We start from the raw sequence: 24,784 nt of genomic DNA on the forward strand, positions 1-24,784 counted from the left end.
CATGTTCGTCGGCGCGATCTTCTTTCCCCTGCTGGGGTCCTGCCTCAGCGGCTTCCTCGGCCGCTGGCTCGGCGACAAGCCGGCGCAATGGGCGACGGTCATCTGCATGGCGCTTGCCGCCGTCTGCGGCAGCCTCGCCTTCGGCCAGGTGGCCTTCGACAGCCAGCCCACGACGGTGCCACTGCTGACCTGGATGGATGTCGGCGGGCTCGAAGTGTCCTGGGCGCTCCGCTACGACACGCTGAGCGTGATGATGGTGGCCATGGTCACCTTCATCTCGACGCTGATCCATCTCTACTCGGTCGGCTACATGTCGCATGACGCGACGCCGACGCGCTTCTTCGCCTATCTCAGCCTCTTCACCTTCATGATGCTGATGCTGGTGACGGCGGACAACCTGGCGCAGCTCTTCTTCGGCTGGGAGGGCGTTGGCCTCGCCTCCTACCTGCTGATCGGCTACTGGTACGACCGTGAGAGCGCCAACCGCGCGGCGATGAAGGCCTTCATCGTCAACCGTGTCGGCGACGTCTTCTTCATGCTCGGCTTGGCGCTGACCTTTTACACCTTCGGCAGCATCGAGTTCGACACGATTTTCTCCTCGGTCGCGGCGCATGCGAATGACCGCTTCGGCGGCCTGCCCTCGATCGAGCTGATCGGCGTGCTGCTCTTCCTCGGCGCCTGCGGCAAGTCGGCGCAACTCGGCCTCCATACCTGGCTGCCGGATGCGATGGAGGGGCCGACGCCCGTCTCTGCCCTCATCCATGCGGCGACGATGGTGACGGCCGGCGTCTTCCTCATGGCGCGCATGTCGCCGGTGATGGAGTACGCTCCGACGGCGCTCGCCATCGTCACCGTGGTCGGCGCCTCGACGGCGCTCTTCGCTGCCACGATCGGCTGCGTGCAGAACGACATCAAGCGCATCATCGCCTACTCCACCTGCTCGCAGCTCGGCTACATGTTCTTCGCGGTCGGCGTGGGCGCCTACCAGGTCTCGGTCTTTCACCTCTTCACCCACGCCTTCTTCAAAGCCCTGCTCTTTCTCGGCGCCGGCAGCGTGATCCATGCCATGTCCGACGAGCAGGACATCCGCCGGATGGGGGGCATCTGGACCAAGATCCCGGTCACTTATGCGGTGATGTGGGTCGGTAACCTGGCGCTGGCCGGAATCCCCTTCTTCGCGGGCTATTATTCGAAGGATGCCATCCTCGAGGCGGCCTACGCGGCGCATAGCGGCGTCGGCATCTATGCCTTCGTTTGTGGCATGCTGGCCGCCTTCCTCACCGCCTTCTACTCCTGGCGCCTGCTGATCCTCACCTTCCACGGCAAGCCGCGGGCGGATCACCACACCATGGAGCATGTGCATGAGAGCCCGGCGGTGATGCTGATCCCGCTGCTGGTCCTCGCGGCCGGTGCCATCCTCACCGGCGCCATTTTCGCGCCCTTCTTCATCGGCGAGCACGAGCATGCGTTCTGGCATGGCGCGATCTTCAACGGCGAGCACAACCACATCATGCACGCGATGCACGAGGTGCCGGAATGGGTGCCGCTGGCGCCGACCGTCATGGGCATCGCCGGCATCGCGCTGGCCTACCTGATGTACATGGCGATGCCGGGCCTGCCGACGCGGCTGGCGCAGATGTTCAGCGCCCGGCCGCAGCTCGTTCGCCGCCTGCCGCTTATCCCGCAGGAGGGCGCCGAGCAGCAGACCGAGCCGAACCCTGGCGGCCTTTACGGCTTCCTGCTGAAGAAGTGGTATTTCGACGAGCTCTACGACTTCCTTTTCGTCCGGCCGGCGCGTCGCCTGGCGATGCGGCTCTGGAAGACCGGCGATGCGCAGATCATCGACGGCATGCCGAACGGTGCGGCGAGCCTCGCCGTCGCCGGGTCGCGCGGCGCGGTCCGCATCCAGACTGGGCGCGTGGCGAACTACGCCTTCGCCATGATCATCGGCCTCGTCCTCTTCGTCACCCTCTTCCTGATCGGGCGCTGAGTATGAACGCCGCCGGCTTCCCGCTGCTCTCGCTCCTGACCTTCCTGCCGCTGGCGGGGGTGGCCATCATCATGTCCGTGCGCGGCGATGACGAGGTCATCGCCCGCAATGCCCGCTGGACCGCACTCTGGACCAGCCTGATCGTCTTCCTGCTCAGCCTCATCCTCTGGGCCCGCTTCGACACCGCCTCCGCGGCTTTCCAGTTTGAGGAGAAGCTGGAATGGCTGCCGGAATTCGGCGTCGGCTACCATATGGGTGTGGACGGCATCTCGGTGCTCTTCGTCCTGCTCTCGACGGCGCTGACGCCGCTTTGCATCCTCGCCTCCTGGGAGTCGGTGACGTCGCGCGTGCGCGAGTACATGGTCGCCTTCCTCGTCCTTGAGACGATGATGGTCGGCATGTTCTGCGCCCTCGACTTCATCGTCTTCTACGTCTTCTTCGAGGCCGTGCTGATCCCGATGTTCCTGATCATCGGCGTCTGGGGCGGCGCGCGGCGGGTCTACGCGGCCTTCAAGTTCTTCCTCTACACGCTGCTCGGCAGCGTGCTGATGCTGCTGGCGATCCTGTATCTCTGGTACAATGCCGGTACGACTGACATCCCGGCACTGTTCCAGTACCAGGTGCCACGTGCGGCCCAGACCTGGATCTTCTTCGCCTTCTTCGCCAGCTTCGCGGTGAAGGTGCCGATGTGGCCGGTGCATACCTGGCTGCCGGACGCGCATGTGGAGGCGCCGACCGCGGGCTCCGTCATCCTCGCCGGCGTGCTGCTGAAGATGGGGGCCTATGGTTTCCTGCGCTTCACACTTCCGCTGCTGCCGGAGGCGAGCGCGACCTTCGCGCCGCTGATATTCGCCCTTTCCGTCATCGCCGTGGTCTACACCTCGCTCGTGGCGCTGGCGCAGGAGGACATGAAGAAACTGATCGCCTACAGCTCGGTCGCCCATATGGGCATCGTCACGATCGGCATCTTCACCTTCAACCAGCAGGGATTGTCGGGCGCGCTCTTCACCATGCTCGCCCATGGCGTCGTCTCCGGCGCGCTCTTCCTTTGCGTCGGCGTGCTCTACGACCGCGTCCACAGCCGCGAGATCCTGCGTTATGGCGGCGTCGCCAAGATCATGCCGGCCTATGCGCTGGTCTTCATGCTCTTCACCATGGCCTCGATCGGCCTGCCGGGTCTGGCCAATTTCGTCGGCGAGTTCCTGGTGATCGTCGGAGCCTGGCGGGTGAACCCCTGGGTCGCCCTCGGCGCAGCGCTCGGCATGATCCTCGGCGCGGCCTATATGCTCTACCTCTACCGCCGCGTCTCCTTCGGGAAGATCACGCGCGAGGATCTGAAGGCGCTGCTCGACCTCAGCCCGCGCGAGTATGTCGTCTTCGCGCCGCTGATCGCGCTCACGCTCTGGATGGGCATCTATCCGCAGCCTTTCCTCTCCTTCTTCGAGGCCAGCGTCGCCGCGCTGGTCGCGCGACACGAAGCCGCGCTGAACATCAGCCGTCTGGCGGGAATGTAAGCCGATGTCCTGGATCCTTGCCCTGCCGGAACTCGTGCTCGGCTGCAGTGGCCTCGTGCTGCTGCTGGCCGGTGTGATCCCGAAGACGGAGACCTTTTTCCCCATCACCATGGGCGCCATCGGCGCGCTGCTTCTCACCGCCGTTCTGGTGCTCGGCCAGGGCGAGGGGACAGCGCTCGGCGGCCATTATGTCGCCGACAGCTTCAGCAGCTTCATGAAAATCCTTTCGCTCGGCGCTGCGGCAGTCTCCCTGCTGGTCTCCCTCGACTTCAATGAGAAGGAAGGGCTGGCCCGTTTCGAGTTCCCGGTCCTCGTCGTCTTCGCCAGCCTCGGCGCCATGGTGATGATCTCGGCGAACGACCTGATGGCGCTTTACCTGGGTCTCGAGCTGCTCTCGCTGCCGCTCTACGTCATCGCCGCCTTCAACCGCGACAATGCCCGCTCGGCGGAAGCCGGCCTCAAGTATTTCGTGCTCGGCGCACTCGCCTCGGGCCTGCTGCTCTATGGCAGCTCGCTGGTCTACGGCTTCGCCGGCACCACGAACTTCGACCGGCTGGCGGATGCCTTCTCGACGACGCAGAGCGGCTCGGCAGGCGTCGTGGTCGGCGTGGTCTTCGTCATCGCCGGCCTCGCCTTCAAGGTCTCGGCCGTGCCCTTCCATATGTGGACGCCCGATGTCTATGAGGGCGCGCCGACGCCGGTGACGGCCTATTTCGCCTCCGCGCCCAAGGTCGCCGCCATCGCGCTGCTCGCACGCGTGCTGCTCGGCCCCTTCGGTGACCTCGCCGCGCAGTGGCAGCAGGTCATCCTGCTGGTTTCCATCGGTTCCATGATCCTCGGCAGTTTCGCCGCCATCGGCCAGACCAACCTCAAGCGGCTGATGGCCTATTCCTCCATCGGCCATGTTGGCTATGCGCTGATGGGCCTCGCGGTCGGCAGCGACATCGGGCTGCGTGGCTTGCTGGTTTACATGGCGATCTATGTCTTCATGAACATGGGCAGCTTCGCCGTGCTGGTCGCCATGCGGCGGCAGGGCAGGGCGGTGGAGCGCGTCGAGGATTTAGCCGGCCTTGGCCGCACCGATCCGACGATGGCGCTCTGGATGGCGGTCTTCATGTTCTCCATGGCCGGCATCCCTCCGCTAGCCGGCTTCTTCGGCAAGCTTTATGTCTTCCTTGCAGCGGTGCAGGGCGGCTACTGGACGCTTGCCGTCATTGGCGTGCTGACCAGCGTGGTGTCGGCCTACTACTACCTCCGGATCGTAAAGGTGATGTATTTCGACCAGGCGGTGGGTGCGCTCGACCGCGCCCCGGCCAGCCTGACCATCGTCATGGCGGGCACCGGCCTCTTCACCCTCCTCTTCTGCCTCTGGCCGGCCCCGATGCTGGCAGCGGCCCAGGCTGCCGCCGCCGCGCTGCTGGGGTGATGCTGCCTCCGGGCTGGCGGCTCGAGGTGCATGCGGCCCTGCCAAGCACCTCGGACCGCATCGCAGCCGCGGCGGAGGCGGGCGAGCCGGCCGGCCTTGCCGTGCTTGCCCTAGAGCAGACTGCCGGACGTGGCCGTTCCGGCCGTGCCTGGTCCTCGCCTCCCGGCAACCTCTACTGCTCGATGCTGCTGCGCCCGGGCGGGCCGGCGCGCGAGGCGGCGCAATGGTCCCTCCTCGCCGGCGTTGCCCTGGCCGAGGCGGCGGCCGAGATCGACCCGGAGCCTGCCGCACTTCGCCTGAAATGGCCGAATGACCTGCTTCGCCATGGCGCCAAATGCGCCGGCATCCTCGCCGAATCGGCTCTCGATCCGGAGGGGCGGCTCGCCTGGCTGAGCCTCGGCATCGGGGTGAACCTCGCCCACGCCCCCGCCTTGCCGGACCACCGGACCACCTGCCTCGGCGCCGCCGAGCCACCGGACACCTTCGCCGCCCGGCTGATCGGCCGACTGGATCATTGGGCCCACCGCCATGCCGTCGAGGGCTTCGGCCCCATCCGTGTCGCCTGGCTGGCGCTCGGCCCGCCGCCCGGGACGCCGATTACTTTGCGCGAGGGGCCGGTCGAGGGAGGACTTTTCGCTGGCCTCGCCGAGGATGGCGCCCTTCTGTTGGAGCGCGACGGCGCACTCCATTCCATTCGCAGCGGTGAAATCCACCGGCTTGGCTGAATGCCCTTCGGCTCCCATCTCTCAAGCACCGAGCGGGATCGCCCACGGGATCGCGATGGCATGAAAGGCTAAGGGCGCGCGCTGCATGCCGCATTGCCCTAGAAGGTGGTGATGAACGATTTCCAGGCTTCGGCCCTCCCTGACGCGAACGACGACTTCGCCTTCATACCGCTGGGTGGCACCGGCGAGATCGGCATGAACCTCAACGTCTATCGGTGCGACGGAAGGCTGCTGGCGATCGATTGCGGTATCGGCTTCGGCGGGCCGGAGATGCCGGAGGTCGAGGTCATGGTCCCCGACCCCGCCTGGCTGGCGGAGCGGCGGGACCGGCTGGTCGGCATGGTCATCACCCATGCGCATGAGGACCATATCGGCGCCGTCGCGCATCTCTGGCCGATGCTGCGGTGCCCGCTCTATGCCGGCCCCTTCGCCTCGGCCGTGCTGCGGCGGAAGCTGAACGAGGCCGGGCTCGGCAGCGAGGCACGGGTCACAACCCTGCCGCTCAGCGGCCGGGTCGAACTGAAGCCTTTCGACCTCGAATTCCTCCGCGTCTCGCACTCCGTCCCGGAGTCCCAGGCCGTTGCCATCCGCACCCGGCACGGCCTCGTCCTCCATACCGGCGACTGGAAGCTGGACCCCGAGCCGCTGCTGGGCCCGCCGACCGACGAGGCCGGCTTCGCCCGCCTCGGCGAGGAGGGTGTGCTCGCCATGGTCTGCGATTCGACCAATGCCCTGGTCGAAGGCCATAGCGGCTCCGAGGCCGAGGTGCGGCGGACCATGGAGGCACTGATCCGCGGCCTCCGCGGCCGCGTTGCCGTCACCTGTTTCGCCACCAACCTCGCGCGGGTTGAGAGCATCTCGCTCGCCGCCCAAGCCGCCGGGCGGCAGGTGGCGCTGTTCGGCCGGTCTTTGCGCAATGCCGAGGCGGCAGCGCGGGAATGCGGCTACCTGAAAACCGTCGAGCCTTTCGTCCCGGAGGACGAGGCCGGCTACATCCCGGACGACAACCTCCTGATCATCTGCACCGGCAGCCAGGGCGAGCCCCGCTCGGCCCTGGCCAAGATCGGCGCCGATACCCACCCGGCGATCGCGCTGGGAGAGGGGGATACGGTGATCTTCTCCTCCCGCATGATCCCTGGCAACGAGCGCGGCATCCTGCAGATGCAGGACCAGCTCGCCCGCCGCGGCTGCCGGGTCATGACGGCGGATGACCATATGGTCCATGTCTCCGGCCACCCTGCGCGCGACGAGCTGCGGCGCCTCTACGCCCTGGTGAAGCCGCGCTACGCCGTGCCGGTGCATGGCGAGTGGCGCCACCTGTCCGAACATGCCGCCCTCGCGCGGGACCTCGGCGCCAACCCCATCCTCGTCGAGGATGGCGATGTCCTCCGCCTCTCGCCCGGCCGGCCGGATGTGGTGGAGGGCGTACCGACCGGCCGCCTCGCCGTCGATAATGGCCGCCTGCTGCCGCTCTCCGGCGGCGTGCTGGCGGCACGCAAGCGGATGCTCTTCAACGGCGTCGTCGTCGCCTCGCTGGCGGTCGATGGCGGCGGACGGGTGCTCGGGACGCCGCAGGTTTCGGCCCCCGGCCTGTTCGAGAGCGGCGACCATGATGCGGTGCAGATCGCCGCCGAGCTGGCCCGGGCGGTGACCGACCTGCCGATGCAGCTCAAGCGCGAGGACGATGCCCTGCGCGAGGCCGCCCGCAGCGCCCTGCGCAAGGCGATCGGCCGACGGGTGCGCAAGCGCCCGAATGTCGAAATCCACCTGCTGCGGGTGTGAGGGCCGAACCCATGGGCTGGGTCAGCGGGATTGCCGTTTATGTCCTGATCTGGTGGGTGGTGCTCTTCGCCGTCCTCCCCATCGGCACCCAGCCGGTGGCGGAGGGCGATGCCGAGAGCGGCTGGCGCGGCACTCCGGCCAACCCGCGAATCTGGCGGAAGGTGCTGATCACCACATTGGTCTCGGTTGTTTTCTGGCTTGGTGCCTATGCGCTCATCACAAGCGACATAATGAGCTTCCGCAGCGGTTGGTGGGCAATGCCTGATAAATAGGCGACTTTGAGGCATTTGGGCCAGTGTCGCTTCTTATTTTTGCGTTTCGTGTCTAGGAGCCGTTTTTTTCAGCTTTCGCGGCACCGATTGGCATTGTGCCGCGTTGGTCCCCCGCGCCAACATACTGACAGGAAGAGGGTTGGTCCTCTTTCTGCCGTGTGACTGGCGTTTCCTCCCTAAACTCGGGCCGTACCCAATGGGTGCGGCCCTTTTTTCGTCTATAGCAGCGGCAGCGGCGCCGCAAGACAAAACTAAAGGCAAAGCACAACTTTCTTTCTGGATTGTTCGTGTCGCACCGCAACATCGAAAGAAAATTGCTGCAAAGCGGCATGACGCCGGACCACTGGCGGAGTAGGCCCCGCCCCACTAGTCTCCGCCGCCGATCAAGCCCCTGGAGCCCGCCTTGCGCCTGTCCCGCGCCTTTCTGCCGACCCTCAAGGAAACCCCGGCCGATGCGCAGATCGCCTCGCACCGGCTGATGCTGCGCGCGGGCATGGTCCGGCAGACCAGTGCCGGAATTTATGCCTGGCTGCCGCTCGGCTGGCGGGTGCTGCAGAAGGTCGAGCAGATCGTCCGCGAGGAGCAGGACCGCGCCGGCGCCCAGGAAATCCTGATGCCGACCATCCAGACCGCCGATCTCTGGCGCCAGTCCGGCCGCTACGACGCCTATGGGCCGGAGATGCTGCGCCTCAAGGACCGCCACGACCGGGAGATGCTCTACGGCCCGACCAACGAGGAGATGGTGACGGAGATCTTCCGCACCTATGCGAAGAGCTACCGCGACCTGCCGCGCAACCTCTACCACATTCAGTGGAAGTTCCGGGACGAGGTGCGCCCCCGCTTCGGCGTCATGCGCGGCCGCGAATTCTTGATGAAGGACGCCTACAGCTTCGACCTCGACTATGCCGGTGCGCAGCGCAGCTACCGCCAGATGTTCGTCGCCTATCTGCGCACCTTCGCCCGCATGGGGTTGAAGGCCATCCCGATGCAGGCCGATACCGGCCCGATCGGCGGCAACCTCTCCCATGAATTCCTGATCCTCGCCGAGACCGGCGAGAGCCAGGTCTATCTCCACCGCGACCTGCTCGATTTCGACGTCCTCGGCCAGGCGCCGGATTATGAAGGCGATCTCTCTCCCATCGTCGACTTCTGGACCAGCCGCTACGCCGCGACCGATGAGAAGCACGACGAGGCCGCCTGGAACGCCATCCCCGCCGAGCGCCAGGTCTCGGCGCGCGGCATCGAGATCGGCCACATCTTCTACTTCGGCACCAAGTACAGCGCCGCGATGGGCCTCCAGGTCCAGGGCCCGGACGGCAAGCCGGTGACGCCGGAGATGGGAAGCTACGGCATCGGCGTCTCCCGCCTGGTCGGCGCCATCATCGAGGCCAGCCATGACGAGACCGGCATCATCTGGCCGGATGCGGTGGCGCCCTTCCGCCTCGCCGTGCTGAACCTCAAGCAGGGCGACGCCGCGACCGATGCCCTCTGCGACCAGCTCTATGCCGCATTCGCCCCCGACGCCATCTATGACGACCGATCCGAGCGCGCCGGCGTGAAGTTCGCCGACGCCGATCTCATGGGCTACCCGTGGCAAGCGATCGTCGGCCCGCGCGGCGCCGCCGCCGGCAAGGTCGAACTGAAGCGCCGGGTCACGGGCGAACGGCTGGAATTGTCCCTGGAGGATGCGATCACCCGCATCAAGGCCTGAGCATGTTCAACGCTTTCGAGCGCGCCGTCGCCTTCCGCTACCTGCGCGCCCGGAAGGGCGAGCGCTTCGTCTCCGTCATCGCCATCTTCTCCCTGGTCGGCATCGCCCTCGGCGTCGCCACGCTGATCATCGTGATGAGCGTGATGAACGGCTTCCGCCAGGAACTGCTCGGACGCATCCTCGGCCTCAACGGCCATTTGGGCGTCTACTCCGCCGATGGCGGCAACCTGCGCGACTACGACCCGCTGACCGAGGCCATCCGCCGCATCCAGGGCATCACCGCCGCGACGCCGATCATCGAGGGGCAGGTGTTGCTGACCAGCGAGCAGGGCGGCGCCTCGGGCGGCCTCGCACGGGGAATCACCCCGGAGGACCTGCGCGCCAAGGCGATTGTCGCCAACAATATCCGTCGCGGATCGCTGGCGGAGTTCGGCGGCGAGGACAGCATCGTCATCGGCACCGGCCTCGCCAGCAAGCTCCGCGTCGGCCTCGGCGACCGGGTCACGCTGGTTTCCCCCCAAGGCCGCACCACCGTGCTCGGCACCCTGCCGCGGGTCCGCGCCTACCGTGTGGTGGCGCTCTTCAACATCGGCATGAACGAGTACGACACCAGCTTCGTCTACCTGCCGATGCAGGCCGCCCAGCTCTTCTTCCAGACCGGCAATGCGGCCACGCAGATCGAAGTTTTCGTCGACGACCCGACGCGCGTCCGCAGCGCCAATCTCGAGATCCGCCGCGCGCTGGGCCAGGACCGGCCCGTCCGGATCATCGACTGGCAGGATTCCAATAGCAGCTTCTTCAACGCCGTCCAGGTCGAGCGGAACGTGATGTTCCTCATCCTGACGCTTATCATCATCGTCGCCGCCTTCAACATCGTCAGCTCGCTCATCATGCTGGTGAAGGACAAGGGACGGGACATCGCCATCCTCCGCACCATGGGGGCGACGAGCGGGGCCATCCTCCGCATCTTCCTGCTCTGCGGCGCCTCGGTCGGCGTCATGGGCACGATGATTGGCTTCGGCATCGGCCTCGTCTTCTGCCTGAACATCGAGAGCATCCGCGAGGCGCTGCAATCCCTCACCGGGACGGAGCTGTTCAGCCCGGAGGTCTACTTCCTCTCCCAACTCCCGGCCGTGGTGGACCCGAACGAGGTGGTGCAGGTGGTGCTGATGGGCCTCGGCCTCTCGCTGCTGGCGACGGTCTATCCGAGCTGGCGCGCGGCGCGGCTCGACCCGGTGGAGGCGCTGCGCAATGAGTGACGCGCCGCTCCGACTCGATTCCGTCGCCCGCCGCTTCCGCACCGAGGCGGGCGAGCTGCCGGTGCTGAACGGCGCCGAGCTCACCCTCGCCGCCGGCGAGATCGTGGCGCTCGTTGCCCCTTCCGGCACCGGAAAGTCCACGCTGCTGCACCTGGCCGGGCTGTTGGAGCGGCCGGATGCCGGCGAGGTCTTCGTCGCCGGCCGCGCCGCCGGCACGCTATCCGACGATGCCCGCACCGCGATCCGCCGCACCGAGATCGGCTTCGTCTACCAGTTCCACCATCTGCTGCCGGAGTTCACCGCCGAGGAGAATGTGGTGCTGCCGCAGATGGCGAACCGCACCCCGCGCGCCGCGGCGCAGGAGCGCGCACGGCAGTTGCTGGCGAGCTTCGGCCTCAAGGGGCGGGAGCATCACCGTCCTGGCCGGCTGTCCGGCGGCGAGCAGCAGCGCGTCGCCATCGCCCGAGCGCTCGCCAATGCGCCGAAAGTGCTGCTGGCCGACGAGCCCACGGGCAATCTCGATACCGCCACCTCCGACCTCGTCTTCGGCGAGCTGCTTGCGGCCGTGCGCGGCCAGGGCGTCGCGGCCCTGATCGCCACTCACAATCCGGCGCTCGCGGCGCGGATGGACCGGGTGGTGACGCTGCGCGACGGCCGCATCGTCCCCGGCTGAGCCGCTACTCCGCGGCGGCCAGCGCCATCGCCGGCCGCCGAGCCAGCACCAGCGGCAACAGGCGCGCCAGGAAGAGCAGGGCGCCGGCGAGGAAGACCAGCGCCGCACCGATGGCGAGGCCCGGTGCCTCATGCTCGATCGAGACATAGATGCCCGCCGGGAAGGCAACCGCCGAGCCGGCCGAGAGTGTGAATTGCAGCGGCGCCAGCACCCGCGCCTCGGCCAGCTGCGGCCAGGCCCGGTAAGTCAGCCCCATCAGCGCCAGCGTCGTCCAGCCGACCAGGTTGAGATGCGCATGCACCGGCGCCAGATGGAAGTCATGCGCCATCCCCATGGCGATGCCGAGGCCGGTGCCGACCACGAGGCAGCAGCCGGCAGCGAAGAGGAAGAGGGCGGGCAGGCGGGACATTGGCGTTTCCTCCTATTCAAGCGCGGGGATGTGCCAACACCACGTCGCTCGATCATCCCGCCGGCGCCGCTTGTTTGTCGCGTCTGTCGCGCGGCCAGAGCGCGCCGCAGAGCATCCCGGCGATGACCGTCACCATGCCGGCGATTTGCATCGGCGTGACATGCTCGCCGAGCAGCAGCCAGGCCCAGAGCACGCCGAGCGCCGGCACCAGGGGCGGCAGCAGCGCCGCCCGCGCCGGCCCCATCGCCACCACAGCCCGGCTGTAGAGCACGATGGCGAGCCCGCCCGCGATCAGCCCTTGATAGGCGGCTTGCCACAGCGCCTCGACGGGATGCGCGGCGACGCCCTCGACGCCGAAGAGCAGCAGGTGCACCGGCACCCAGGCCAGCGAGAAGGCGCCGATGATCGCCGCCGTGCGCAGGCCGCTGACGTCCCAGCGCCGCATCAACACGCCGTAGAGCGCCCAGTTGAAGCCGCTCGCCAGCACCATCAGGTCGCCGATCCAGGCCCGGCCGCCGCCCTCGCCGAGCCCCGCCCCGCCGATCAGCAGCAGCCCCGCCGCGATCACTGGCAGCCCGATCCGCACGCCCGTCTCCGGCGGCGTCCGCAGCAGCCACCAGGCGAGCAGCGGGGCGAAGACCATCGTCCCGCCCGGATTGAGGATGGAGGCATGCACCGCCGGCGCGAAGCGCAGCGCCACCGCCGTCAGCAGGAAATACGGCGCCCCGCCGAGCGCGGCCAGCACCACGGCCCGCCACCAGGCGAGCCCGCCGAGCCCGATCCGCAGCAGCAGCAGAAGGAAGAGCGGCCCAGCCACGCCATAGCGGATCAGCACCAAGTCCGCCACCGAGAGCCCCGCCGCCAGCGCATGGCCGGAGGCGGCGAAATTGGCGCTGAACATGATCATGGAGAGGACGCCGGCGGCGACCACGGCGCGGCTTGGTTGTTTCGGCATCCCGCGAAGCATGCCGGGGCTGGCGGCATCGTGCTAGTCTCCGAGGCATGCGCGACGACTCGACCGCCGGCTTCGTCCATCTCCACGTCCATTCGAGCTATTCGCTCTCGGAAGGCGCCATCAAGGCGGAGAAGCTCGCCGCGCTCGCCAAGGATGCGGGGATGCCGGCGGTGGCGCTCACCGATTCGGCCAACCTCTTCGGCGCGCTGGAATTCGCGCAGAGCTGCCAGGGCAAGGGCATCCAGCCGATCATGGGCTGCCAGCTCTGGCTCTCCCGCGCCGCCTCCGACCCACGCCCCGAGGCGGAGCGCCTGCCGCCCGACCCGATCGTCGCCTTGGCGATGAACGCCCGGGGCTACGACAACCTCCAGCGCCTTTCCTCGCGCTCCTTCCTTGGCTCCGATGCCTCGGGCAAGCCCTGCCTTTCCTACGCGACGCTGGAGGAGCATGCCGAGGGCATCTTCCTCCTGACCGGCGGCACGCTCGGCCCGGTCAGCCGCCTCCTTGCGGAAGGCCGCCGCGAGCCCGCCGAGGAGCTGCTCCGCCGCCTCGCCGCCACCTTCCCCGACCGGCTGGCAGTGGAGCTGCATCGCCATGGGCTCGAGGTGGAGAAGGCGATCGAGCCCGCCCTGCTGGCCCTGGCCGATGAGCTGGCGCTGCCCATCGTCGCCGCCAACGACGTCTACTTCGCCGTGCCCGCGATGTACGAGGCGCATGACGCCTTGCTCTGCATCGCCGAGAGCCGCGTGCTGGCCGAGAAGGACCGCCGCCGCGTCACGCCCGAGCACTGGTTCAAGCCGGCCGCCGCCATGCGCGCGCTTTTCGCCGACCTGCCGGATGCCTGCGACAACACCCTCGCCATCGCCCGCCGCTGCGCGGTGATGGCGGAGACGAAGAAGCCGGAACTGCCGATTTGCCCCAAGGTCCAGCCCGGCATGACCGAGGCGGAGACGGTGCGCGACATGGCCCATCGCGGCCTCGTCGCCCGGCTCGACGCGGCCGGCATCGAGGGCGACAAGCGCCCGGTCTACACGACGCGTCTGGACTACGAGCTCGGTGTCATCGAGAGCATGGGCTTTGCCGGCTACTTCCTCATCGTCGCCGACTTCATCCAATGGGCGAAGGCGCAGACCCCGCCGATCCCGGTCGGTCCCGGCCGCGGCTCGGGCGCCGGCTCCGTCGCCGCCTGGGCCTTGCAGATCACCGATCTCGATCCGCTCCGCTTCGGCCTGCTCTTCGAGCGCTTCCTCAACCCCGAGCGCGTCTCGATGCCGGATTTCGACATCGACTTCTGCCAGGACCGGCGCGATGAAGTCATCGCCTATGTCCGCCGCGAATATGGCGAGGACCGGGTCGCGCAGATCATCACCTTCGGCAAGCTTCAGGCGAAGGCGGCCGTGCGCGATGTCGGCCGCGTCCTCGGCATGCCCTATGGCCAGGTGGACCGCATTGCCTCGCTGATCCCCTTCAACCCGGCGAAGCCGGTGACGCTCGCCCAGGCCATCGACGGCGAACCGCGGCTGCAGCAGATGCGCGACGCTGATGAGCAGGTGGCGCGCCTGCTCGAGATCGCCAACCAGCTGGAGGGCCTCTACCGCAACGCCTCGACGCACGCGGCTGGCGTCGTCATCGGCCGAAAGCCGCTGATCGACATCGTCCCCCTCTACCGCGACCCGCGCAGCGACATGCTCATCACCCAGTACTCGATGAAGTATGTTGAGCAGGCGAGCCTGGTGAAGTTCGACTTCCTCGGCCTGAAGACGCTGACCGTCATCGAGCAGGCGCTGGAGATCCTGAAGGGGCAGGGGGTCGAGATCGACATCAGCGCCATCCCGCTCGACGATGCCAAGACCTTCGAGATGCTGCGGAAGGGCGATGCCGCAGGGGTGTTCCAGTTCGAAGGCCAGGGCATGCGGGACTGCCTCCGGCAGATGCGGGTCGACCGCTTCGAGGATCTGGTCGCTGCCGTCTCGCTCTATCGCCCTGGTCCGATGGCGAACATCCCCGCCTATTGCCAGCGCAAGGCCGGCGAGCCCTGGGAGAGCCCGCACCCGAAGATCCACCCCATCCTGGAGGAGACCTTTGGCATCATGGTCTACCAGGAGCAGGTGATGCAGATCAGCCAGGAGCTGGCGGGCTATTCGCTCGGCGGCGCCGACCTGCTGCGCCGCGCCATGGGAAAGAAGATCGCTAAGGAGATGGAGCAGCAGCGCGCCATCTTCACCGAGGGCGCGGTCAAGAACGGCATCGAGCCGGCCAAGGCGACCGAGATCTTCGACATGATGGCGAAGTTCGCGGAATACGGCTTCAACAAGTCGCACGCTGCTGCATACGCTCTCGTCAGCTACCAGACCGCCTGGCTGAAGGCGAACCACACCGTCGCCTTCCTCGCCGCCTCCATGACGCTCGACCTCGACAAGACGGAGAAGCTGGCCGGGCACATGCAGGAATGCTCGCGCCTTGGCATCCCCGTGCTGCCGCCCGACATCAATCGCTCCGGCGCGTTCTTCCTCGTGGAGCAGCAGGAGGACGGCAAGCCGGCCATCCGCTTCGCACTCGCGGCGGTGAAGCGCGTTGGCGCGGCGGCGATGCAGGCGCTGGTTGCGGCCCGCGATGCATCCGGCCCCTTCGCCTCGGTCGCCGACTTCGCCCATCGCGTTGACCCGAAGCTGCTCAACAAGATGCAGATTGAGAACCTGGCCAAGGCCGGCGCCTTCGACGCGATGGAGCGCAACCGCGCTCGGCTCGTCGCCGGTGCCGAGGTGGTGCTGCGCGCCGCCCAGGAAGCCGCCGAGCGCCGCGAGGACCCGACGGCCGACATGTTCGGCAGCAGCGGCGGCCCCGTGCCGCTGCGCCTCAAGGACATCCCCGACTGGCCGCAGCTCGAGAAGCTCTCCTATGAGGCGGAGGCAGTTGGCTTCCACCTCTCCGCCCATCCGCTGGACACCTACAGGGAGGTGCTGCGTCGCCTCGGCGCCACGCCCTTCGTCGCGGTCGCCGACCGTGCCAAGGGCGGCTCCGCCAAGCTGACCCTGGCCGGCACCGTCGTCGCCACCAAGGAGCGGCCGACTCGCACCGGCAGCCGCATGTGCTGGCTGACCCTCTCCGACCAGACCGGCAGCTTCGAGGTGACGCTGTTCAGCGAGGTGTTGAACCGCGTCCGTGACCTGCTGACCGAGGGCAATGCGTTGCTGGTCAAGGCCGAAGCGCGCCTCGACAACGACGCGCTGCGCCTCACGGCGAGCGAGGTGGAGAGCCTGGAGAAGGCCAGCCAGGGCGTCGGCCAGGGCATTCGCCTCTGGCTGGAAGGCCCCGCCGCCGTCGACCCGATCCGCACCCTGCTGGAGCGCGAGGGCAGGGGCCGCGGCCGCGTCGTCGTCGTCGCCCGCACCGGCGAGGGGCAGGAGGTGGAACTCGCCCTGCCGGGCAAGTTCAACGTCTCGCCCCGGCTGATGCAGGCGATGAAGGTTCTGCCCGGCGTCGCGGATGTCGAAGCCGTCTAGCCCTTCGCCCCCGCTCGCTCTTTCGCCAGCAGCGCCCGCTTCCGCGGCACGCCCCAGCGATAGCCGGTGAGGTCGCCATCCGCCCCCACCACGCGGTGGCAAGGCACCGCTAGCGAGACATGGTTCTGTGCGCAGGCCCGCGCCACCGCGCGGATCGCCCGCGGTGCGCCGATGGCAACGGCCATCTGCCCATAGGTCCGCGTCTCGCCGAAGGGGATGGTCTGCAAGGCCTCCCAGACCCGACGCTGGAAGGCGGTACCCCGCAGGTCGAGCGGCAGGGCGAGGGCGGCCTTCGGCTCCTTGAGGAACTCCACCACCTGCCGCACCGTCTCCGCCAGCGCCTCCGGCGCCGGCTCGATCCGCGCCCTGGGGAAACGTTGCCGCACATCCCCCTCCAGCGCGTCGAAATCCTCGGCGAAGCCAATGAAGCAGACGCCGCTCTCTGTCGCCCCGACCATCAGCGGCCCGAGTGCGCTCGTCGCGGTGGCGATGCGGATCGTCTCGCCTTCGCCGCCGCGCCGCGCGGCACCCGGCGTCATCCCCAGCACCCGCCCCGGCGCCCCATAGACCCGACTCTCGCTGCCATAGCCGGCGCCGGCGACGGCCTCCGCCACCCGGTCGCCCGCCGCCAGCGAGGCCTGCAACCGCCGCGCCCTGACCGAAGCGGCAAAGGAATGCGGCGTCACGCCGGTGATCTCCTTGAACAGCCGAAGGAAATGGTGCCGCGCATAGCCGGCTCGGTCGGCGAGCGTCACCAGCGAGGGCGTTGCCTCGCTCGCCTCGATCAGGTCGCAGGCGGCGCGGATGGCCGCGGCATGGATGGCGGCCCGCTCACCCTTCGGGTCGCAGCGCTTGCAGGCGCGGAAGCCATCCGCCTCCGCCGCCGGCGCGTCGGCATAGAAGCGCACATTCTGCTGGAGCGGCGGGCGTGAGGGGCAGCCGGGCCGGCAATAGACCCCTTGGGTGGTGACGGCGTAGAGGAAAGCGCCGCAATCGGGCGCCGGGTCACGGGCCAGAAGGGCTTCCCAGCGCAGGGCATCCTGGTCGAGCATCGGTCGGTCCTCGTCGTCGCTGCTGGCATCAGGATGACGATGCGGGCCTTCGGCAGCCATCCGAGCATTGCCCCGGCATGAAGGGGAGGGGCGATGAGCGAGACGATCACCGGCTGGCATGCCCATGTGTACTACGATTCGGCGACCACCCGCAGCACCGCCGCGGCGCTGCGCGAGGCAATCGCCGCCCGCTTCCCGGCGGCGGTGCTCGGCCGCTGGCATGATGTCCCGGTCGGCCCGCATCCGGGCGCCATGTACCAGGTCGCCTTCACGCCGGAGCTGCTGCCGGACCTGCTGCCCTTCCTCGCGCTGCACCGCGCCGGCCTCGCCATCCTGGTTCATCCCGAGACCGGCCGCGCCCGCGCCGACCACTCGGACCATGCGCTCTGGATGGGTGCGATGCTGCCGCTCAGGCTGGAGGTCCTGCCGGAGTAGCGATCAAGGCCTTGCACGACGCCTCCACTGACCGCGCCGCATTCAGCCGCAGAACCGGGCAGGGCAGCTTCGCCAGCCAACGCCCCTTTGCATCCGGTTGCGTTGGCCAAGGCTAGCGATGTCGCGGAGATCCTATCGAACTAGTCGCGCCATGTGCCGCGACCTGCCAAGCGGCGGCTTCGCGGACAGCCGAAGTTTGCCAAAAACCAAGAACAGATTTTCGCGATTTCTGGCTTACCAATCGGTCATTCGTATACAAATCCGGCCCGCGCTTCCCTGTATCCCCTGCGGCTCTAGCGGGGGGACGTTCCATGTCTCGCAAACTCGCCGCGGAATTCCTGGGCACGCTCTGGCTCGTGCTCGGGGGATGCGGAAGTGCCGTGCTTGCCGCGGCCTTTCCGGATGTCGGCATCGCTTGCTCGGCGTTTCCTTCGCCTTCGGGCTGACGGTCCTGACCATGGCCTTCGCGATAGGCCATATCTCCGGCTGCCACCTGAACCCGGCCGTCACCTCCGGCCTGGTCGCCGCCGGCCGCTTCCAGGCCTCGGAGGCGCTGCCTACATCGCCGCCCAGGTGATCGGCGGCTGGCCGGCGCCTTCCTGCTCTACGCCGTCGCCTCCGGCCAGCCGGGCTTCGACCTGGCGGTGGAGGGCCTCGCGGCCAATGGCTTCGGCGATGCCTTTCCGGGCAAGTTCGACATGGTCTCGGGCTTCGTCACCGAGGTGGTGATGACCTTCTTTTTCCTGATCATCATCCTTGGCGCCACCTCGATGCGCGCCCCGCCCGGCTTCGCCCCCATCGCCATCGGCCTCGGCCTGACGCTGATCCACCTGATCAGCATCCCGGTCACCAATACCAGCGTGAACCCGGCCCGCAGCACTGGCCCAGCCTTCGTGCTCGGCGGCATCCTCGGCGGGCTGCTGCATCGCTGGCTGAGCACGGAGCAGGCGGTTGATGCCATCGACCGCGCCGTGGCCTCCGCCGAAGCACTGACCGCCGAGCCGGAAGCCCTGGCGCCCATGCCGGCGCGCCAGCCGCGGTAACCGGAGGTCAGCTCCGCGCCGTCACCAGCCAGATGGCCGCCGGCATCACCACCCCGCCGGGCCCCTCGGCGGCCCGGTAGAAATCGAGGAGGCGGCCCCGCACCGCCTCCCGCAACCCATCCGGCGCATTCTGCAGCGCCCGGCTGACCTGGCCGAGCGCCATGGCGAAACCCGTCGCCTCCTCCGCATCGGCACCGAGCCGCATCGGCACATCCTCCGGCGCCAGCGCCACCTCGGCGAAGCCCGCGCCGCGCAGGATGCGCTCCACCCGCGCCGGATCGGCGAAGGCGAATTGCCCGGGCTCCTCCGGCCCGGGCGTCGGCTGCGGCGGGATCAGGTCCCGCACCGCCGCTACGGCGCCACTCGTCCAGCGATTCTCGGCTGCCGCACGGAAGGCCGCCAGCACCACCCGCGCCCCCGGCGCCAGCGCCTTCCGCAAATGGTCGAAGGCCTCGATCGGCTGAAGGAAGAACATCACCCCAAAGCGCGAGGCCAGCAGGTCGAAGCTGCCGGTCGAGAAGGGATGCGCCGCCGCATCCGCCAGCAGCACCTCGGCCTGGGCAAGCCCCGCCTTTACGATCCGCCGCCGCGCCACCTCTACCGAGTCCACCGCGATATCGACGCCCAGCACCCGCCCGCCCGGCCCGACCCGCTCCGCCAGGGCGAGGGTCGAGGTGCCGCTGCCGCAGCCGATATCGAGCACCCGCTCGCCGGGCCGCGGTGCCGCCCGCGCCAGCAGTAGCTCGAGGATCGGCGCGAAGCGGGCATCGATCCGCTCATGCTCCCGCGCCCAGGCGCGGGTCGCCGGCCCGTTCCAATAAGCAGCCTGCGGCGCGTTCGGACCCTCGCTCGGCATGTCCGGCATCCGCTACTTGTACAGTGCCTCGATGGCCGCCGCGTGGCGCTCCAGCACCGCCCGGCGCTTCACCTTCATGGTCGGCGTCAGCAGCCCGTTCTCCACCGAGAAAGTGTCAGGCGCCACGCCCCAGCGGCGGATGCGCTCGATATTGGAAAGCCGCGCATTCACCCGCGCGACCGCCTGGCCTAGCCCCGCCTCCTGCCCCTCGGCCGGCACGAGCAGCGCGACGACCCCCGGCTGCCCCTCGCCGGCGACGACCGCCTGGACGATCTCGGGCTCCGCCATCAGCAGGGATTCGAGCTTGGCCGGGCTCACCATGTCGCCGCCGAAGGTCTTGATGAAGTCGCGCTTGCGGTCGGTGATGGTGATCCGGCCCGCCTCGATCCGCGCCACGTCCCCTGTGTGCAGCCAGGGCGCCTCGCCGGGCTCGACGGTGCGGACCGCCGCCGCCGTCGCCTCCGGGTTGCCCCAGTAGCCGTCCATCACCAGCGGCCCCCGCACCAGCAGCTCGCCATCCTCGGCGAGCCGCGCCTCCACCCCAGGCAAGGGGTAGCCAACGGTCCGCCGCTCATTGTCCCAAGGCGGGTTGACCGCGATCACCGGCCCCGCCTCGGTCTGGCCATAGCCCTGGATCAGCGGCAGGCCGAAGGCGATGAAGAAGCCAGAGAGATCCGGATCCAGCCGCGCACCGCCGCAGACCATCGCCTGCAGATTGCCGCCGAAGCGCGCCCGCACCTTCCCCCGCACCAGCCGCTCCAGCACCGCGTCCTGCACCCGCTCCAGCGGGGAGAGCCGCCCGCCATCCACCCGCTTCAGCCCGAGTTCCAGCGCCCGGTGGAAAAGCCGCTGGCGGAAGGGCGTCTCCTTCTCCAGCTGCGCCAGCATCCGCGTCCGCAGCACCTCGAAGAGCCGCGGCACGGCGGTGATGATGCTCGGCCGGAATTCCTGGAATTCGGCCGAGAGCCGGTCGGCCCCGCGCGAATAGACCACCTCCACCCCAAGCGAGGGCAGCAGGAACACGCCGACCGTATGCTCGTAGCTGTGCGAGAGCGGCAGGAAGGAGAGATAGACCGTCCCGTCCAGCCGGAGGCGCTTGGCCAGCGCCGCCACGCCGTCGCGGTTTGCCAGCATCGCGCGGTGCGGCAACATCACCCCACGCGGCGTGCCGCCGGTGCCGGAGGTATAGATGAGGCAGGCGAGGCGGCCAGGCGGGATCTGCTCCACCTCCGCCATCAGCAGCGGCAGGTCGCACGGCTCCGCCATCAGCGCCGGCCAATGGGCCACGCGCGTGGCGATCCCCTCCGGCGGCGCTTCGTCGAGACCGATCAGCAGATCGAGCCCGTCCGGTGCTGCCTTCGCCACCCGCGCCGCCAGGGCAGGGGAGGAGACGATGGCGATTCGCGCCCCGGAGTCGCGCAGGATATGCGCGTGATCCGCCTCGGTATTGGTAACGTAGGTCGGCACGGTGACGGCGCCGATCGCCATCAGCGCCGTATCGGCGATGTTGAATTCCGGCCGGCTCTCGCTGACCAGCAGCACCCGGTCGCCCGGCATGACGCCGGCGCCGCGCAGCCAGGCCGCCGCGCTGGCGACGCCGAGGGCGAAGTCGCCCCAGCTCAGGCGTTGCCAGCCAGCGCCCTTCCGCCAGTGGCGCAGCATCGGCCGGTCCGGCCGCGTGCGGGCGATGTCGAGCAGCATCCAGGGCAGGCTGCCCCAAGGCGTCTCCCCATGGCTGGCCGCGAAGGCGCCCTCCTGGCTCGGACCGATATCCGGCATTCCTTGCCCTTCCTCCCTGTCTGACCGCTTGGCCCGGCCTGCCTTCGCCATATATGCAATGCCGTGACCCGAGCCGAGCCCCAATCGACCTTGCCCCTGGCCGCCGCGGATTCCGCCGCCGCCGGGACTCCCGTCCTCGCCCTGCGCGGACCGGCCTTCTCGCCGCTCGATGCTGGCGGCGAGGTGGGCCCGCCCCTTCCGGTCTGGGACCTCTCCGACCTCTACGCCTCGCCGGAGGATCCGCGCCTCGCCGCCGATCTCGACCGCGCAGAGGAGCAGGGCAAGGGTTTTGCCGGCCGCCTCTCCGGCAAGCTCGCCGGGCTCTCGGGCGACGCGCTCGCCGAGGCCATCGCCGAGTACGAGCGCATCGAGGAGGTGCTCGGCCGGGCGATGAGCTACGGCCAGCTGATCTTCGCCGGCGACGCCACCGACCCCGCGAATGGCCGCTTCTACCAGACCCTCCAGGAACGGGTGACGGCGATCAGCAGCCACCTGCTGTTCTTCACGCTCGAGCTGAACCGCCTTGAGGATGCCGAGATCGAGCGCAAGCTCGCCGGCAGCCCGGCACTCGCCCGCTGGCGGCCCTGGCTGCGCGATCTTCGCGTCTTCCGCCCGCACCAGCTCTCCGACGAGATCGAAAAGCTGCTGCACGAGAAGGAGGTCACCGGCCGCTCTGCCTGGAACCGGCTGTTCGACGAGACCATCGCCAACATGCAGGTGCGGATCGGTGACGAGGAACTGACCGTCTCCGCCGCCCTCAACCGCCTTTCCGACCGCGACCGCTCGGTGCGCGCCGCCGCCGCCGAGGGCGTCTCCGCGGCCTTCGGCGGCCAGGTCCGCCTGTTCTCGCTGATCACCAATACCTTGGCCAAGGACAAGGAGATCATCGACAACTGGCGCCGCTATCCGCGCCCCGGCTCCTCGCGCAACCGCGCCAACATGGTCGAGGACGAGGTGGTGGACGCGCTGGTGACGGCGGTCCGCGACAGCTTCCCCCGCCTCTCGCATCGCTACTACGCCATGAAGGCGAAGTGGCTCGGCCTGCCCAAGCTCCAGCACTGGGACCGCAACGCGCCTCTGCCCGAGGAGCAGGACCGCAGCATCCCCTGGCCCGATGCGGTGCGGACGGTGCTCGACAGCTACCGCGCCTTCAGCCCAGAATTGGCCGAGATCGGCGGCCGCTTCTTCGACAAGCCCTGGATCGACGCCGCGCTTCGCCCCGGCAAGGCGAGCGGCGCCTTCGCCCACCCGACCGTGCCGAGCGCGCATCCCTATCTGTTGCTCAACTATCACGGCAAGTCGCGCGACGTGATGACGCTGGCCCATGAGCTTGGCCACGGCGTCCATCAGGTGCTCGCCGGCGACCAGGGCTACCTGCTCTCCGGCACGCCGCTGACGCTGGCCGAAACCGCCTCGGTCTTCGGCGAGATGCTGACCTTCCGCGGCCTGCTCGATGCCGAGCAGGACCCGAAGCGCCGCCGGCTGATGCTCGCCGGCAAGGTCGAGGACATGCTGAACACGGTGGTGCGGCAGATCGCCTTCTACCGCTTCGAGACCCTGCTGCATGACGAGCGCCGCCGCGGCGAGCTGTCCGCCGAGCGCATCGCCGGGCTCTGGATGCAGGTGCAGCGCGAGAGCCTCGGCCCCGCCTTCGAGTTCACCGAGAATTACGGCGTCTACTGGGCCTATATCCCGCACTTCATCCATTCGCCCTTCTACGTCTACGCCTATGCCTTCGGGGATTGCCTGGTGAACGCGCTCTACGGCGTCTACCGCGATGGCCGCGTTCCCGATTTCGAACGCAAGTATCTCGACCTGCTGCGCGCCGGCGGCACGCTGCGCCATAAGGAGCTGCTGGCCCCCTTCGGCCTCGACGCCTCCGACCCCGCCTTCTGGCAGCGTGGCCTCGACGTCATCGCCGGCTTCATCGACGAGTTGGAACAGGATGTCTGAGCGCAGCCCCGACAGCACCATTTTCGGCGAGTTGCGCCGCATGGCGCGCACCTCCGGCGCCGTCGGCGGCATCGCCGCCCGCGTCGCCGGGGAGCGCTTCTTCGGCGTCAAGACCGACAAGTCGGCCCATGCCGAGGACCTGAAGGCCATCCTGGGCGGCCTCAAGGGCCCGCTGATGAAGGTCGCGCAGTTCCTCTCGACCGTGCCCGACGCCCTGCCCGAGGAATACGCGCAGGAACTGGCGACGCTCCAGTCCAATGCCCCGCCGATGGGCTGGCCCTTCGTCCGCCGCCGCATGGCCTCCGAGCTCGGCCCCACCTGGGAACGGCGCTTCGCCAGCTTCGGCCGCGAGGCCGCAGCGGCGGCGAGCCTCGGCCAGGTCCACCGCGCCACCCTGCCGGACGGACGGCAGGTCGCCTGCAAGCTGCAATACCCGGACATGCCGAGCGTGGTGGAGGCCGACCTCCGACAGCTGAAGCTCGCCGTCAGCCTCTACCGCCGGATGGACAGCGCCCTCGACAATGGCGAGGTCTACCAGGAGATGTGCGACCGGCTGCGCGAGGAGCTCGACTACCTCCGCGAGGCCTCGCAGATGCGCCTCTACGGCATCATGATGCGGGACACGCCCGACGTCTCCATCCCGACCCCGGTCGAGGATCTCTGCACCAGGCGCCTGCTGACCATGAGCTGGCTCGACGGCCGCGCCATCATCAAGCGGCTGGAGGAGGATCCGCCGCTCGAGGAGCGCAATGCCTATGCGCGGGCGCTGTTCCGCGCATGGTACAAGCCCTTCTACCAGTACGGCGTCATCCATGGCGATCCGCATCTCGGCAACTACCAGGTGCGGCCGGACCGCGAGGGCATCAACCTTCTCGATTTCGGCACCATCCGCGTCTTCCCGCCGAGCTTCGTCGGCGGCGTGATCCTGCTCTACGAGGCGGTGCGCGACGCCGACGACGAGAAGGCGGCCGAGGCCTATCGCATCTGGGGCTTCCGCAACCTTTCCAAGGAAACGATGGAAGTGCTGAGCCTTTGGGCGAAGTTCCTCTATGAGCCGCTGGTGCAGGACCGCGTCCGCCCGATCCAAGAGGTCGACGACATGTCCTATGGCCGCAAGATGGCGGCCAAGGTGCATGAGGGGCTGAAGCGCACCGGCGGCGTCCGCATCCCGCGCGAATTCCCGCTGATGGATCGCGCCGCGATCGGCCTCGGCAGCGTCTTCCTGCGGTTGCGGGCGCAGATCAACTGGCACCAGATGTTCATGGAGCTGGCCCAGGACTTCTCCGAGGCGGAACTGACCGAGCGGCAGGCGTCCGGGCTGAGCGAAGCCGGGGTGCCTGCCGCAGCGGCGGGCGCCGTCGCCAAATAGGCAGGCCACCCATTCCACGGGCTTGGGCGTAGGTTTGCCCAAATCCGTGGCCACGCCTCGGACATTCCATCTTGCCTC

20 protein-coding genes are annotated in these 24,784 nt (G+C 68.6%); 15 read left to right on the top strand and 5 right to left on the bottom strand.

The features are described from left to right. The first annotated feature begins 1 nt into the window (after position 1). The 9 genes from nuoL to EP26_RS04300 all read left to right on the top strand — a co-directional run bounded on the left by nuoL (position 2) and on the right by EP26_RS04300 (position 11,352). Positions 2–1,990: an NADH-quinone oxidoreductase subunit L gene (nuoL, locus tag EP26_RS04260; protein WP_043336235.1), complete on the top strand. Its 1,989-nt coding sequence runs from the start codon at positions 2–4 to the stop codon at positions 1,988–1,990. Positions 1,991–1,992: 2 nt separating this feature from the next. Continuing rightward, a complete protein-coding gene (locus EP26_RS04265) occupies positions 1,993–3,504 on the top strand; it encodes an NADH-quinone oxidoreductase subunit M (protein WP_043336238.1) in 1,512 nt (503 codons plus the stop codon). A 4-nt stretch (positions 3,505–3,508) separates the two neighbouring features. Further along, the gene (gene nuoN / locus EP26_RS04270) at positions 3,509–4,930 is read left to right on the top strand and encodes an NADH-quinone oxidoreductase subunit NuoN (protein ID WP_043336241.1); all 1,422 of its coding nucleotides are present in this window, start codon (positions 3,509–3,511) and stop codon (positions 4,928–4,930) included. Beyond that, complete coding sequence (locus tag EP26_RS04275; protein WP_043336243.1) at positions 4,930–5,655, top strand: biotin--[acetyl-CoA-carboxylase] ligase; 726 nt, start codon at positions 4,930–4,932, stop codon at positions 5,653–5,655. Before nuoN ends, EP26_RS04275 begins: the two co-directional genes overlap by 1 nt. Positions 5,656–5,766: 111 nt before the next feature. Further along, on the top strand, positions 5,767–7,437 hold the full coding sequence (locus tag EP26_RS04280) for a ribonuclease J (RefSeq protein WP_052388781.1): 1,671 nt from the start codon (positions 5,767–5,769) through the stop codon (positions 7,435–7,437). Between the two features lie 11 nt (positions 7,438–7,448). Further along, positions 7,449–7,709, top strand: a complete 261-nt coding sequence (locus EP26_RS04285) for a DUF1467 family protein (RefSeq protein ID WP_043336245.1) — start codon at positions 7,449–7,451, stop codon at positions 7,707–7,709. A gap of 403 nt (positions 7,710–8,112) precedes the next feature. Next, a complete protein-coding gene (gene proS, locus EP26_RS04290; protein WP_043336247.1) occupies positions 8,113–9,420 on the top strand; it encodes a proline--tRNA ligase in 1,308 nt (435 codons plus the stop codon). Between the two features lie 2 nt (positions 9,421–9,422). Then, on the top strand, positions 9,423–10,679 hold the full coding sequence (locus EP26_RS04295) for a lipoprotein-releasing ABC transporter permease subunit (protein WP_043336249.1): 1,257 nt from the start codon (positions 9,423–9,425) through the stop codon (positions 10,677–10,679). Beyond that, the gene (locus tag EP26_RS04300; protein ID WP_043336251.1) at positions 10,672–11,352 is read left to right on the top strand and encodes an ABC transporter ATP-binding protein; all 681 of its coding nucleotides are present in this window, start codon (positions 10,672–10,674) and stop codon (positions 11,350–11,352) included. The genes EP26_RS04295 and EP26_RS04300 overlap by 8 nt, the downstream gene beginning before the upstream one ends. A 4-nt stretch (positions 11,353–11,356) precedes the next feature. On the opposite strand, the gene EP26_RS04305 is transcribed toward EP26_RS04300, so the two are convergent. Next, positions 11,357–11,761 carry a hypothetical protein gene (locus EP26_RS04305; RefSeq protein WP_052388782.1) on the bottom strand — a complete coding sequence of 135 codons (405 nt, stop codon included), beginning with the start codon at positions 11,759–11,761 and terminating at the stop codon, positions 11,357–11,359. A 52-nt stretch (positions 11,762–11,813) separates the two neighbouring features. Then, the gene (locus tag EP26_RS04310; RefSeq protein WP_169747361.1) at positions 11,814–12,716 is read right to left on the bottom strand and encodes a DMT family transporter; all 903 of its coding nucleotides are present in this window, start codon (positions 12,714–12,716) and stop codon (positions 11,814–11,816) included. 47 nt (positions 12,717–12,763) lie between these two features. Here EP26_RS04310 and dnaE point away from each other — a divergent pair, with 47 nt between their 5' ends. Next, the gene (gene dnaE / locus EP26_RS04315; protein ID WP_043336256.1) at positions 12,764–16,219 is read left to right on the top strand and encodes a DNA polymerase III subunit alpha; all 3,456 of its coding nucleotides are present in this window, start codon (positions 12,764–12,766) and stop codon (positions 16,217–16,219) included. Here the strand turns inward: dnaE and ada are convergent. Further along, positions 16,216–17,271, bottom strand: coding sequence for a bifunctional DNA-binding transcriptional regulator/O6-methylguanine-DNA methyltransferase Ada (gene ada / locus EP26_RS04320; protein ID WP_043336498.1), 1,056 nt, complete (start codon positions 17,269–17,271; stop codon positions 16,216–16,218). The two genes, dnaE and ada, sit on opposite strands and share 4 nt — an antisense overlap. 93 nt (positions 17,272–17,364) lie before the next feature. Here ada and EP26_RS04325 point away from each other — a divergent pair, with 93 nt between their 5' ends. From EP26_RS04325 to EP26_RS04330, 3 genes are all read left to right on the top strand, one after another. Beyond that, positions 17,365–17,706, top strand: a complete 342-nt coding sequence (locus EP26_RS04325) for a DOPA 4,5-dioxygenase family protein (RefSeq protein ID WP_043336260.1) — start codon at positions 17,365–17,367, stop codon at positions 17,704–17,706. Between the two features lie 415 nt (positions 17,707–18,121). Next, positions 18,122–18,283 (top strand): aquaporin, encoded by a 162-nt coding sequence (locus EP26_RS38040; RefSeq protein ID WP_281177066.1) that lies wholly within the window; start codon positions 18,122–18,124, stop codon positions 18,281–18,283. 22 nt (positions 18,284–18,305) lie between these two features. Then, entirely contained in the window at positions 18,306–18,749 is a 444-nt protein-coding gene (locus EP26_RS04330; RefSeq protein ID WP_281177068.1) for an aquaporin, read from the top strand. Between the two features lie 7 nt (positions 18,750–18,756). Here the strand turns inward: EP26_RS04330 and EP26_RS04335 are convergent, their stop codons facing one another. Together EP26_RS04335 and EP26_RS04340 are read right to left on the bottom strand one after the other, a co-directional pair. Next, positions 18,757–19,605 carry a class I SAM-dependent methyltransferase gene (locus tag EP26_RS04335; RefSeq protein WP_052388783.1) on the bottom strand — a complete coding sequence of 283 codons (849 nt, stop codon included), beginning with the start codon at positions 19,603–19,605 and terminating at the stop codon, positions 18,757–18,759. Between the two features lie 12 nt (positions 19,606–19,617). Continuing rightward, positions 19,618–21,384: an AMP-dependent synthetase/ligase gene (locus tag EP26_RS04340; RefSeq protein WP_052388784.1), complete on the bottom strand. Its 1,767-nt coding sequence runs from the start codon at positions 21,382–21,384 to the stop codon at positions 19,618–19,620. 141 nt (positions 21,385–21,525) lie between these two features. Here EP26_RS04340 and EP26_RS04345 point away from each other — a divergent pair, with 141 nt between their 5' ends. Continuing rightward, the gene (locus tag EP26_RS04345) at positions 21,526–23,337 is read left to right on the top strand and encodes a M3 family oligoendopeptidase (protein WP_043336500.1); all 1,812 of its coding nucleotides are present in this window, start codon (positions 21,526–21,528) and stop codon (positions 23,335–23,337) included. Further along, on the top strand, positions 23,330–24,706 hold the full coding sequence (locus EP26_RS04350) for an ABC1 kinase family protein (RefSeq protein ID WP_043336263.1): 1,377 nt from the start codon (positions 23,330–23,332) through the stop codon (positions 24,704–24,706). The genes EP26_RS04345 and EP26_RS04350 overlap by 8 nt, the downstream gene beginning before the upstream one ends. The last annotated feature ends 78 nt before the right edge of the window (positions 24,707–24,784 follow it).

The organism is Belnapia moabensis DSM 16746 (genome assembly GCF_000745835.1).
Lineage (GTDB): Bacteria > Pseudomonadota > Alphaproteobacteria > Acetobacterales > Acetobacteraceae > Belnapia > Belnapia moabensis.